Origin of the sequence: Segatella salivae DSM 15606, from assembly GCF_000185845.1 — a bacterium.
In the GTDB taxonomy this organism is placed as follows: domain Bacteria; phylum Bacteroidota; class Bacteroidia; order Bacteroidales; family Bacteroidaceae; genus Prevotella; species Prevotella salivae.
In genome coordinates, this window is the sequence record NZ_GL629647.1 from 471,698 (window position 1) to 483,865 (window position 12,168).

General features: G+C 40.4%; 10 protein-coding genes and 1 pseudogene. 8 read left to right on the top strand and 3 right to left on the bottom strand.

Annotated features, from left to right (window positions below; translation table 11 throughout):
* Positions 1 to 113 precede the first annotated feature (113 nt).
* From HMPREF9420_RS02005 to HMPREF9420_RS14995, 3 genes are read left to right on the top strand one after another with little or no spacing between them, the layout of a single operon-like run.
* Positions 114 to 335 (top strand): YtxH domain-containing protein, encoded by a 222-nt coding sequence (locus HMPREF9420_RS02005; protein ID WP_007133724.1) that lies wholly within the window; start codon positions 114 to 116, stop codon positions 333 to 335.
* A gap of 3 nt (positions 336 to 338) precedes the next feature.
* A complete protein-coding gene (locus HMPREF9420_RS02010; protein ID WP_007133725.1) occupies positions 339 to 689 on the top strand; it encodes a phage holin family protein in 351 nt (116 codons plus the stop codon).
* Between the two features lie 3 nt (positions 690 to 692).
* Complete coding sequence (locus HMPREF9420_RS14995; protein ID WP_007133726.1) at positions 693 to 938, top strand: hypothetical protein; 246 nt, start codon at positions 693 to 695, stop codon at positions 936 to 938.
* Here the strand turns inward: HMPREF9420_RS14995 and HMPREF9420_RS02020 are convergent.
* From HMPREF9420_RS02020 to HMPREF9420_RS02030, 3 genes and pseudogenes are all read right to left on the bottom strand, one after another.
* Positions 928 to 1,695, bottom strand: a complete 768-nt coding sequence (locus HMPREF9420_RS02020; RefSeq protein WP_007133727.1) for an MBL fold metallo-hydrolase — start codon at positions 1,693 to 1,695, stop codon at positions 928 to 930. The two genes, HMPREF9420_RS14995 and HMPREF9420_RS02020, sit on opposite strands and share 11 nt — an antisense overlap.
* A pseudogene (gene murB / locus HMPREF9420_RS02025) lies at positions 1,692 to 2,706 on the bottom strand (UDP-N-acetylmuramate dehydrogenase). The gene HMPREF9420_RS02020 and the pseudogene murB overlap by 4 nt, the downstream one beginning before the upstream one ends.
* Positions 2,707 to 2,716: 10 nt before the next feature.
* Positions 2,717 to 3,571 carry a DUF4348 domain-containing protein gene (locus tag HMPREF9420_RS02030; protein ID WP_007133730.1) on the bottom strand — a complete coding sequence of 285 codons (855 nt, stop codon included), beginning with the start codon at positions 3,569 to 3,571 and terminating at the stop codon, positions 2,717 to 2,719.
* Between the two features lie 194 nt (positions 3,572 to 3,765).
* Between HMPREF9420_RS02030 and pheS the strand changes: the two genes are divergently transcribed.
* The 5 genes from pheS to HMPREF9420_RS02055 form a co-directional block, all read left to right on the top strand.
* A complete protein-coding gene (gene pheS / locus HMPREF9420_RS02035) occupies positions 3,766 to 4,806 on the top strand; it encodes a phenylalanine--tRNA ligase subunit alpha (RefSeq protein WP_007133731.1) in 1,041 nt (346 codons plus the stop codon).
* A 685-nt stretch (positions 4,807 to 5,491) separates the two neighbouring features.
* On the top strand, positions 5,492 to 5,953 hold the full coding sequence (locus HMPREF9420_RS02040; protein WP_007133732.1) for an HYC_CC_PP family protein: 462 nt from the start codon (positions 5,492 to 5,494) through the stop codon (positions 5,951 to 5,953).
* 125 nt (positions 5,954 to 6,078) lie between these two features.
* Positions 6,079 to 9,639: an efflux RND transporter permease subunit gene (locus HMPREF9420_RS02045; protein ID WP_007133733.1), complete on the top strand. Its 3,561-nt coding sequence runs from the start codon at positions 6,079 to 6,081 to the stop codon at positions 9,637 to 9,639.
* The gene (locus tag HMPREF9420_RS02050) at positions 9,629 to 10,903 is read left to right on the top strand and encodes a TolC family protein (RefSeq protein WP_007133734.1); all 1,275 of its coding nucleotides are present in this window, start codon (positions 9,629 to 9,631) and stop codon (positions 10,901 to 10,903) included. Before HMPREF9420_RS02045 ends, HMPREF9420_RS02050 begins: the two co-directional genes overlap by 11 nt.
* 28 nt (positions 10,904 to 10,931) lie before the next feature.
* On the top strand, positions 10,932 to 12,168 hold a 1,237-nt coding region (locus HMPREF9420_RS02055; protein ID WP_248628066.1), incomplete at its 3' end, for an efflux RND transporter periplasmic adaptor subunit.

Genomic DNA, 12,168 nt, shown 5'->3' on the forward strand with positions numbered 1-12,168 from the left:
AACGCTTTTCTTGTTCAATCAACAAACTTTCTCTATATTTGCGTATGTATTCAAGATGTTATTCAAAATACTTCAAGAAACATTTTACAATTGTATAATTTAATTTTAAGATTATGAAGACTTTAGGTTACATTGGAGCTTTCTTAGGGGGCGCAATTGCAGGTGCTGCATTAGGTCTATTAATGGCTCCAGAAAAAGGTACTGACACACGCTCAAAGATTACAGATGCTGTAGATGATTTCTGCAAAAGACATAACATAAAACTTACACGCAAAGAGGTAGATGACTTGATTGATGACATCAAAGATATCGCACCTGATGCTGTAGCAGAATAAGATATGTTCTCAAACGACAGAAATATTGAAACTATAGGGCAACTCGTTGAGGTGCTTAAACATTACATCGAGCTTCAAAAAGAATCTATGAAGCTTGATGTAGTGGAAAAAATTGTGCATCTTATTACAGCAGTTACAATCTCTGCAATAATCGTTGGATTAGTAATACTGGCCCTTATCTATCTCAGTTTTGCAGCTGCTTTTCTTTTAAGTAACTGCGTAGGCACCGTTGCTGCATTCTCCATTGTTGGATGTTGCTATCTATCTATGCTTATCCTTTGCGTCATTTTCAGACATCAATGGATAGAAAAACCATTAGTTCGCTTCTTAGCTCAACTCTTTTTTAGCAAGTAATTTATGGAAACAATCAAAGAATGTCAATCACTTAACGATATAAAATTACGTAAAGAGATTATACGTAATGCTATATTAGAGGATGAAAAAAAAATAGGAACACTATGGCATAGCCTATTCAAACCATCCGACATCTTTGACAGAAACTCTTCGCCATCAAAAAGAATCACAAGCTTCATTAATACTGGAGCAAGCATAATTGATGGTGCAATCTTAGGCTGGAAGCTTTATAGGAAGTTTAGACGATAATCGTTTCTCCATCAAAACCAAATTGAATTCCTGAAGGAAGTAATAGGTTTGCCTTTGCATGTAGGCCTATTTCGTGTGTCATATGAATGAGAAACACTCTCTTAACCCCTAACTTTCTTGCAAAAGAAATGGCATCATCCACCAATTGATGACTATGATGTTCGCGTTTCCATCGCAATGCATTAATGACTAAAACACTAATCCCTGATAGATATTCAAATTCTTTTTCTTCTATATTTTTCATGTCAGTGATATAAGCAAGTTTGCCTATCCTATATCCCAAGATTGGTAATTTATCATGCATTACCGTTATCGGCATAACCTCAATATCACCAATATTAAATCCAACATGAGGTTTGATTTCATGTAAAATAAGCCTTGGTACTCCAGGATATAAATCTCCTTTCTCCGGAAAACAATACGGCATATTATGTTTTAAGCCTTTAATGACATCAGTATTTGAATAGATATTGATATCTCCGAAACGGCAAAAAGGTCTTAAATCGTCTATTCCTCCAACATGATCATAATGAATATGTGTTAACAGAACAGCGTCAATTTTACGAAAAGGCTGTGCCAACATCTGCATTCTAAAGTCTGGTCCACAATCAATCAGAATTCGTGTTGAAGCTGTTTCTATTAAAACTGAGGTTCGAAATCTACGATCATGTGGATCATTACTTTTGCAAACTTCACAATTACAACCTAAAACAGGAACTCCTTGCGATGTACCTGTTCCCAAAAGAGTTACTTTCATCGAATATTAACCTCAGGATTAATCCATATACCAAAGCGTTTTTGCACATCACGCTGAATGGTTTCACATAATGTTACAATATCTTTTCCCGTGGCTCCCCCAAGGTTTATCAACACCAAAGCTTGTTTGTCATGGACAGCAGCCTTGCCCAAAGCCTTACCTTTCCATCCGCATTGTTCTATCATCCAACCCGCAGGAATTTTATATTCATTTTGCGATACTCGATAAAAAGGCATTTGTGGATAATCAGAAAGCAACTGTTTGTGTTTCTTTTCATCTACAATTGGATTCATAAAGAAACTTCCCGCATTCCCCGTCACCTTTGGATCAGGTAGCTTTTCTTGACGAATCTCAATAATAATATTACGCAATTGTTCTGCAGTTGGCTTCTCTATTTGCTTCTCTACAAGCTTGATCTTAATATTCCCATAATCTAAATGCGATTCAAAAAGACTTGAGAGTCGATATGTAACGGCTGTAATGAGATACTTATCTCTCCATTCATGCTTGAATTTACTCTGTCTATAACCATACTGACAATCTTCATTTGAAAAACAAATGAGTTTCCCTGACTCTATTTCTACAGCTTCAATCGAATGTATAAAGTCTTTTATCTCAACGCCATAAGCACCGATATTCTGAACAGCACTGGCCCCCACTTCGCCAGGAATAAGTGATAAGTTCTCTAAACCATAGTATCTATGCGCAACAGCATAATCCACTATGTTATCAAAAAAGCTCTCCAGAACCACAACGAAGGAAATAATCATTGCCTGTCTGTTTAACTTCAATACCATGTATAGCCGAATGAATAACTGTTCCAGAATAATCACCTTTTAATAAAAGATTACTTCCTTCACCTATTATTAATAATGGCCTATCCTCTTCATTCAATTGAGAAACTAAGTCAACAGCCTCTTGAATAGAAGAATATTCCAGAAACCTTTTACAAGAAGCAGCTATTCCAAACGTATTATGTTCTAATAAACCATAATCTCTTATATCTTTCATAACAGACTCCTTACATTGAAAGTTTAGTCAACATCCATTTTCCTTTATGGCGCTTGAAGGTCAACTCTGTTTCCAATCCATTTGCAATTCCTCGCATAACAAAAATCTTTTGGTCACTCTCCGTGTACTTCTGACCATATATAATATTATATATCAAGCCATGAGGAAGCTGTGGTGCAAACGAAGGCCATTGCTCTGGGAGTAACGTTCCAGATGTTGTCGTGAAATCATTATCAGGATCTGGGCCAACAAAAATTAAAGGATCATGAACACTCTTCACCTGGAATGCAGAATCAACAGCAAAACGTTGATAAAACTTTAAGAATGAAGCATTAGAGTTTTGATACATATGTTTATAGTTGATTGAAGTCAACATCCACTCACCATTGATGCGATTAAAAAGATATTGTTTAACGTTTTTCGTCTTAAAATATATCTTTTCAACAACAACATGGCTAATAGTTGTATCCTTAACTACATGCATTTGTTTGATATTATCAAAGATTAAAGTATAGAAATCCTGCCTCATGAAGAAGTTATCTATCTTCCATTCATTCTTTGCAATCGTTTTAATGACTTTCCCATCTGTATATACTGGCAAAGGAAAATGAATTCGTTTACGTTGTAGTTTCCTATTTGCTGCAAAGTTAAAAAAGAAGTCATCAAAGAGTTCATCGGCAGCTTTTGGCATAGGCTGTTCTATCATTAAAGCTTCCATTGTATCAGCAGATGTTGAGTCTTTCTGCATAGAATCAATCGTAGTACTATCCGTTAGAGATGCTTTTTTGTCTGTACATCCCGTGGTAGTAATACAAGCTGTTATCACAACAAATATAAAAACAAAAGCTAAAGTAAACCTTCTCATACCTATTTTAATTATGTCTAAATTTGTTAAATTACAAATTCAATGCAAAAATACAACTTTATTTCGATTATAACAACAAACAAAGATAAAAATAAAAAGCAAGTACAAAAATATCATTTTGCACTTTTTTTTTTCCAATAAAATACGTAACTTTGCGCTGTGTTGAATGAATTAAAAACGTTTTTAACAAGTATATGCTTTTAGAGAAAATAGAAGAACTTCTCAAAGAAGTTAGCAATTTGTCTGCAAAGAATGCAGAAGATGTTGAGCAATTGCGATTAAAATATCTCAGTAAGAAGGGAGAAATTAATGCTCTTATGGCTGATTTTCGCAATGTTGCAGCTGATGAAAAGAAGAATATCGGTATTAAAATTAACGAGTTAAAAAAGACCGTTACCGATAAAATCAATAGTTTGAGAGAACAACTTGACGAAAATCAGACTGAAGGGGCTGACATTGATCTAACAAGAACAGCCTACCCTATTCGCTTAGGGACACGACATCCTCTAACAATTGTTACGAATAAAATTATTGATATCTTTCAACGCATGGGCTTTGTCATGGCAGATGGCCCTGAAATTGATGATGATAAGCATGTATTTACCATGTTAAATTTCGCCGCAGATCATCCTGCACGCGACATGCAAGACACATTCTTCATCGAACAAAGTGATCCGAATGATGTAACAAAGAACATTCTATTGCGTTCCCATACTTCTGGAGATCAGTCACACTTTATGGAGACTCACAAGCCTCCTTTCCGTATTCTTTGTCCAGGACGTGTGTATAGAAATGAAGCCATCAGCGCTCGTGCGCATTGTTTCTTCCATCAAGTTGAAGGATTGTATGTTGATAAAAATGTCAGCTTTACAGACCTTAAACAAGTTCTTCTCACCTTTGCTCGTGAGATGTTTGGGCCAGAAACCAAGATTCGTCTACGCCCAAGCTACTTCCCTTTCACTGAACCAAGTGCAGAAATGGATATCTCTTGCCATATCTGTGGAGGAAAAGGGTGCAGCTTCTGCAAACAAACAGGTTGGGTAGAAATCTTAGGTTGTGGAATGGTTGACCCCAATGTACTTGAAGCTTGTGGAATAGACAGTAAAGAATATACAGGATATGCCTTTGGAATGGGAGTTGAACGAATAACCAATCTCAAATATCGTGTGAGTGATCTAAGGCTATTCTCTGAGAATGATACACGTTTCTTAAAAGAATTTGAAACTGTACATTAACATAGAAATTAGGTATTTGACGGAATATTGTCAAACACTATAAGACATAATATAAAAGAATAATCCTCATCAAAGGGTTATTCTTTTTTTATGAATCTATGAATCTAAACGGATAGAATACGTCAAAAGAATGATGCTTAGAAAACTAATAACGCACAAAAATACAACCATTAATACCAATAAATAATCCATACTTTATATCAACTACATCTTATTGAAATTTTAAAACGATAGAAATTGTATAGTAAAGTAATAGCATTCACTCAGTCATTTAATAGAGATTATTTCACAATTTCAATGAGTTTGTTTTTTATTCAACACAAATAATATAACTTATTGAATTAAAGCATATTACATACATCCATTAATTGTATAGACAAAGCATAAAATACACTTTGAAAAAACTCTGATTTATATTTTAAAAGCCATAAGTATATAGGCTCTATATCATGCATCTGACACTTAGAAATCGTCTGTTTGACAATACAAAATTTATAAAAACAACATCCTACTCCATATCAAACAACTCTTAAATGAAGAAAAATATTCGGCATATTTAATTGAAGTTAACAAAGTAAATAATACAAAGTATATCCAATAACAAATTGACTTTCCCAGTTAATAAATTAAAAAAAGAAATGATTTTTTATATTTACCAAATCAAAATTTTTAATTTTGCAAAATAATGAAGCGCATGCTATCCATCATAATGCTGCTGTTTTTCCTGGTAAGTGTATCGGGAGTAAACGTGAATATTCACTATTGCGATAGTGAATTGATAGGCATGACCGTAAATGGCATTCATTTTAAGACAGAAGCTGGACAGGAGATGGCTGATTCTTGCAATGAGAATACGGGCTGTCCGATGTGTAAGCATGTTGCGCATCATTACCAGCTGCACCAGCAATTCATGCAAAGCAGCACGCCACAGGTGCATCCTTTGCTCCTGGCCAACGATTGGTTTCATGGCGTAACCATCAACTTTGATTACTTTTTATTTAATTTTATACCTGCAGAGGAGGGCAGCAACGGCAACGCTTATGCGTATGTTAACTCCTACTTGGGCTGCCTTTACCTTCCGTATAGCGGACTTCGGGCTCCTCCTACGATGAAACGGATTTCGTTTCAACATTTATTTATGGTATAATTTGACCGAACCGAAAGTTTGATTTTCGCAAGAAAAGAGACCGATCGTACAGATACGATTGGGCGATGCTTTTCTTTTGATGAGTCTTTAGCACGGGTGAGGTCGTTAAATAACAAGTACATTCAATGCACAAAATTATTAGATACTTTCTTCACAACCGTTTAATCACGGCACTTGTGTTGATATCGATTATAATAGGTGGGCTGTCTACCGTCCCCTTTAACTGGCATAGCGGTCTCATACCACGCAATCCTGTGGCTGTAGATGCTATCCCTGACATTGGTGATAACCAACAAATCATCGCAACAGAATGGATGGGGCGCTCGCCAAAAGATATTCAAGAGCAAGTCACATACCCCCTAACAACGGCATTATTAGGAATTCCCGGTGTCAAGACCATTCGGTCATCGTCGATGTTCGGCATGTCGTTTATCTATATTATCTTTAATGATGATGTCGACTTTTATTGGAGCCGGTCACGCATTTTGGAAAAACTCAACTCGCTTCCTGCCGGTTTATTGCCCGAAGGAGTGAAACCAACACTCGGGCCAGATGCCACGGCATTAGGCCAAATTTATTGGTATACGCTCGAAGGACGAAACCCCAAAACGGGAAAACCTGCCGGCGGTTGGGATCCAGAAGAATTGAGAACCATTCAAGATTACTATGTAAGATACCAATTAAGTTCGGCCGAAGGGGTCAGCGAAGTGGCTTCAGTAGGTGGTTATGTGAAAGAATATCAGGTTGATCTTGACCCAGAAGCTATGCGTGCTTACGGCCTGAATCTCGTACAAGTCATGTTGGCTGTGAAGAATTCGAATATCGATGTAGGCGCGGGAACAATGGAAGTGAACCGCGCAGAATATTTGATTCGCGGCCTCGGTTACGTCAAAAAGCTGAAAGATTTGGAAGAGGCTGCCATCACAGATCGCCATGGTGTGGCCGTGAGAGTTAAGGATGTGGCTAAGGTTTCGTTTGGACCCGGAGACAGACGTGGCGGACTTGACAAGGAAGGGCAAGAGGCTGTGGGCGGCGTTGTCGTGGCACGTAACGGCAGTAATCCCATGGAAGTCATCAACAATGTGAAAGCAAAGATTGCCGAAATGCAAGGGGGGCTACCTGAGAAAACGTTAAAAGATGGCTCTAAATCACGCGTCACCGTCGTGCCTTTTTACGACCGTACCAGATTGATTAAAGAGACAATTGGCACACTTGAGAGCTCACTGATGCACGAAATTCTCATCTGTATCATTGTTGTTCTTATCCTGGTGCTCAACCTACGCGCTTCTTTCGTGATTGCAACCATGCTGCCTTTGGCTGTATTAACCACGTTTATCATCATGAAACTCTTAGGGATTGAAGCCAATATCGTGGCACTCAGTGGTATCGCTATAGCCATTGGTGTGATGGTTGACGTAGGAGTTGTGTTCATGGAAAATGCGGTTCGTCATCTGAGCACTGCTCCCAATGCCCGCGGTAAGCAATTAGAAGCATTGATTTTGAATGCCGTTCATGAGGTTTCAGGGGCAGTTATGACGGGCATGGGCACTACGATTATCAGCTTTCTACCCGTATTTGCCATGCAGGCACAAGAGGGAAAGATGTTTCATCCATTGGCTTTCACAAAGACTTTTGCCCTATTATCGGCCCTGCTTTTAGGCATTTTAATCCTCCCGACGTTAGCTTACTGGATTTTCTCACTAAGGATTCCAAAACGATGGGCATTGAAAATTTTCAAAAAACGAGTGCCGCGCACCTTCAAAATCATGCATTGGACAGTCAGCACCAACATGCTGATTATTGCCATTGTGGTGCTTTTAGCTACCTATGAGCTTTCAAGTGTGTGGCTTCCTTTAGGGCCACAGAATGGAATGTTACTCAATTTACTGTTCGTTATCGTTACTGTGGGGGCCATCCTATCTATCCTTTGGCTCCTGGTGCTCAAGTATGAGCAAATCCTTCGTTGGTGTTTGAACCACCGATGGAAGTTTATGTCTATCCCCATATTGACTCTGATTGCCGGCGGAATGATTTGGATAAAGACGGGAAGTGAGTTCATGCCCACCTTAGATGAAGGCGCTTTCTTGCTCATGCCAACAAGTATGCCCAACAGTGGTGTTGAACAAAATAGACAGAATTGCAAGATTTTGGACCAGCGCATAAAAGCCATTCCCGAAGTAGAATCGGTTGTTGGCAAATGGGGACGTGTGGAAAGTGCTCTCGACCCGGCACCCATTCAAATGTATGAGATAACCATCAACTACAAACCCGAATACCAATTGGACGATGATGGTAAACGCATTCGCGACAAGAATGGCGACTACATACGTCTGTGGAGAGACGAGATTAAAAACGAAGATGACATTTGGAAAGAGATTGTTAAGGCCACTAATCTCCCGGGATTGACAGGAAGTCCGAAACTACAACCCATTGCAACTCGGCAAGTGATGCTGTCAACAGGAATGAAAGCCCCTATGGGATTAAAGATATATGGTCCTGATTTGGCTTCGATTGAGCAGGCAGGCTTGCAAATGGAGAAGGCGTTGAAAGCGACACCCGACATCAACTCATCCTCTGTGTATTATGATCGTGCAGAAGGAGCACCTTATATAGAAATTAACCTCGACAGAGAAAAACTCGGACGTTATGGCATTCAAGTGGGGACTGTGCAAAGTGTTATCGAGACAGCTATCGGTGGAATGGCTGAAGGAAACACCGTTGAGGGGCGCGAACGATTCCCTATTCGTGTGCGTTATGCACGTGAATTGCGAGATGACCCCGAGGTGTTAAACGGGATACTCGTTCCAACAGCTGAAGGAACACAAATTCCTTTAGGCGAATTGGCGACCTTTCATTTCGTCAAAGGCGCGACGATGATTCAGAGTGAAAACACGTTTTTAGTGGGCTATGTCACGTTTGATAAGGTGGGTAACAAGGCTGAAGTGGATGTTGTTCATGCGGCTCAAAAACACATTGACGAGCTTGTAGCTCATGGAAAGATTAAACTTTCTAAGGGCGTCACGTATAAATTTACGGGCACTTACGAGCAACAAATTCACGCTGCAGAACGCCTTCAGGTGGTCATTCCTATTGCGTTGATTCTGATTTTCTTGGTCCTTTTCTTCCAATTTAAAAGCGTCACGGCCTCAATGATACACTTCTCGGGCGTTTTTGTAGCCTTTGCGGGTGGCTTTATCCTGATTTGGCTCTACGGACAAGACTGGTTTTTAAACTTCAATATCGCGGGAGTGAATATGCGAACCCTCTTTGGTATGGGACAAATCAACCTCAGTGTTGCCGTTTGGGTAGGCTTTATCGCACTCTTTGGCGTCGCTACAGACGATGGTGTTTTGATGGGAACCTACATCCATCAGGTGTTCTTAAAACGACAACCCCATAGTCCTTTAGAGATTCGCGAGGCTGTTGTTGAAGCCGGAATGAAGCGTATTCGCCCAGCAGCAATGACCACTGCGACAACACTCATCGCGCTATTACCCGTGCTTTCATCCACGGGAAAGGGCTCAGATATTATGGTTCCGATGAGCATTCCTACCTTTGGCGGCATGTTAATACAGACCATGACAATGTTTGTTGTGCCAGTTTTCCAATGCTGGTGGCGTGAATCGGCCTTGAAACGTGAACAAAAGAAAAGTATGATTGCAAACAAAAATGAGCATGAAGAATAAGATTTTATATTTCCTATGCATAGGACTATTCACCTGCTATGGCAGTGCTTATGCGACAGGAAAAGACAATAAAGAAGATAGTTTGGCCGTGTATATTGCCGAAGCAATACGCAACAATCCTGGTCTGAAGAGTGAATACCAGGCCTATCAGGCGCAAATGGTCAATGCGCAAGGTGCGGGTGTCTTGAGCGATCCACAGCTAAGTGTAGGCCTTTTCCCACAAGCGATGCACCATGTCAATGGAAAACAGCTTGCAACTATAACCATTATGCAGATGTTTCCATGGTTTGGCACACTGAAAGCAGGTCGCGAACAAATGGAATATAAAGCGCAAGAGGCCTACCAGAAGTTTCGCGAAAAAAGCTTATCAACAGCCTTCAACGTTGAGAAACAATGGTATTCCATACTCGCAACGCAAGAAAAGGTGAAAGCTGTAAAACGGAAACGCGCGCTTTTAAACGATATTAAAAAGGTGGCTATCTATCTTTATAAGAACTATACTGCAGGACGTGACACGAAAATGAGCGACCAATTACGCCTTGATGCAGAAGAGGAGCGATTGAAAGAACAAACGGAAAGTCTTGAAACCCAACTGACTTTACAAAAGCAGCAGTTCAACATCACGATGCATCGGCAGCCAAATGCAGCTTTGTCCCTACCCGATTCCATCCCATTACGGCAGATGCCCACCTTTAATTGGACAGAGATTGAACGAAACAATCCCAAACTTGCACAGTATTCGGCTATGCAAAAGGCGTTTAAATCACAAGAAGAGCAGACCAGAGCAAAAGGTATGCCCATGATAGGTGTGGGACTTCAATATACGCTCAATGGGAAAGTTGACATGCCAATGATGCCCAACATGAACGGAAAAGATATGGTGATGCCCATGGTGAGCGTCACAATCCCCATTTATCGTAAAAAGATTACGTCGGCTATCCATAGTGCACAATTCATGGAACGTAGCGCAGCCTACAATTATCAAAATCAGTTGGATGCACTTCAAAGCACATATCTCAGCATTGAACAGCGTGCTGACGATATAAAACGCAAATTGAAGCTTTATGAGAGTGAGGTGAGTTTGCTCAACAGAACGCTCGAACTGATGCAAAAAGAATATGCTACGGGGGCGGCATCGCTCACAGATATTCTTCAAACGACTCGCGAAGGCATCGACTACGACCTCTTAAAAGCCGAAGCCAATGCGCAATATAACACCATCACAGCAGAGGCTATCCAGCTCCTTGCACGCGATGTGAAGTAAAAGAATGTATAACAAAAAAAAGCAAAAGATGATGAAAGATTTTATAAAAAAACATATCCTGCTATCGTTTGCCGTTGCGCTGACGATAGGACTCCTATTAGGGTGGCTCCTCTTCCGCACCACTCACGCAACAGATACACACCAACATTCGGGAGGAAAAACGATGTATACCTGCTCCATGCACCCACAAGTGAGACAGGATCACCCCGGAAAATGCCCCATTTGTGGGATGACTCTTATCCCTGTCAACGATGAAAAGCAAAGCACAGCAACAACCGATTCCAATGCTATTGTGATGAGTGATGAGGCCGTGGCATTGGCAAATATCGAGACAGAGGTTGTTGGCAGCGGAGCAACAAACAAAGAAGTGCGCCTATTCGGGAAGATATTGCCCGACCAGCGCTTAGAACAAACGCAGTCATCTTACGTGGAAGGACGCATCGAGAAACTATTGATCAATGCGTCGGGCGACCGTGTTAGTCGTGGACAAACATTGGCTGTAATCTATTCTCCGACGCTATACGCCATTGAACAAGAACTGATTGCAGCACTGAACTTCCCTGCATCGCCCCAAAAGAAACCGCTGATTGACGCAGCTATTGAGAAGCTTAGACTGCTGAATATCACGCAAGCACAGATTAATCAACTGATGCATACACGCAAAGCCTCCCCTTACACCACGCTGAAGGCAAATACTTCGGGCACTGTGATTGAAAAGAATATCAATCAAGGTGACTATGTCAAACAAGGACAAGCATTGATGAAGATTGCAAATCTCGGTAAGGTTTGGGCCATGTTCCAAGCATATGAAAGCGACTTACCATTTATTCATGTTGGCGAAAAGATTCACTTTACTACCGAAGCAATGCCTGGAAAAGTGTTCACAGGCAGCGTAAGTTTCGTCGATCCCATGATTGATTCTTCCAGTAGGACAGCTGGTGTGCGCGTAGAAATGAATAATACAAATGGATGGTTTAAGCCCGAAATGACCTTGACTGGCAACATTGTGGCTAATATGAAGCAATACCATGGTGAGATTGTCGTGCCAAAGAGTGCCGTGATGTGGACAGGAAAACGAAGTATTGTCTATGTAAAAGACACGGGAGAAACGCAACCTACCTTCAGATTACGACGTGTAACATTAGGTCCTTCGCTATCCAATGGCTATGTCATTACAGATGGTCTGGCTGAAGGCGAAGAGATTGTGACGAATGGAACCTTTGCTGTTGATGCCAGTGCACAGCTGGCTGGCAAAGAAAGTATGA

Excerpts from the sequence above, each read along its gene's own strand:
- HMPREF9420_RS02005 (WP_007133724.1), top strand. The coding sequence starts at position 114 with ATGAAGACTTTAGGTTACATTGGAGCTTTCTTAGGGGGCGCAATTGCA.
- HMPREF9420_RS02010 (WP_007133725.1), top strand. The coding sequence starts at position 339 with ATGTTCTCAAACGACAGAAATATTGAAACTATAGGGCAACTCGTTGAG.
- HMPREF9420_RS14995 (WP_007133726.1), top strand. The coding sequence starts at position 693 with ATGGAAACAATCAAAGAATGTCAATCACTTAACGATATAAAATTACGT.
- HMPREF9420_RS02020 (WP_007133727.1), bottom strand. The coding sequence starts at position 1,695 with ATGAAAGTAACTCTTTTGGGAACAGGTACATCGCAAGGAGTTCCTGTT.
- HMPREF9420_RS02030 (WP_007133730.1), bottom strand. The coding sequence starts at position 3,571 with ATGAGAAGGTTTACTTTAGCTTTTGTTTTTATATTTGTTGTGATAACA.
- pheS (WP_007133731.1), top strand. The coding sequence starts at position 3,766 with ATGCTTTTAGAGAAAATAGAAGAACTTCTCAAAGAAGTTAGCAATTTG.
- HMPREF9420_RS02040 (WP_007133732.1), top strand. The coding sequence starts at position 5,492 with ATGAAGCGCATGCTATCCATCATAATGCTGCTGTTTTTCCTGGTAAGT.
- HMPREF9420_RS02045 (WP_007133733.1), top strand. The coding sequence starts at position 6,079 with ATGCACAAAATTATTAGATACTTTCTTCACAACCGTTTAATCACGGCA.
- HMPREF9420_RS02050 (WP_007133734.1), top strand. The coding sequence starts at position 9,629 with ATGAAGAATAAGATTTTATATTTCCTATGCATAGGACTATTCACCTGC.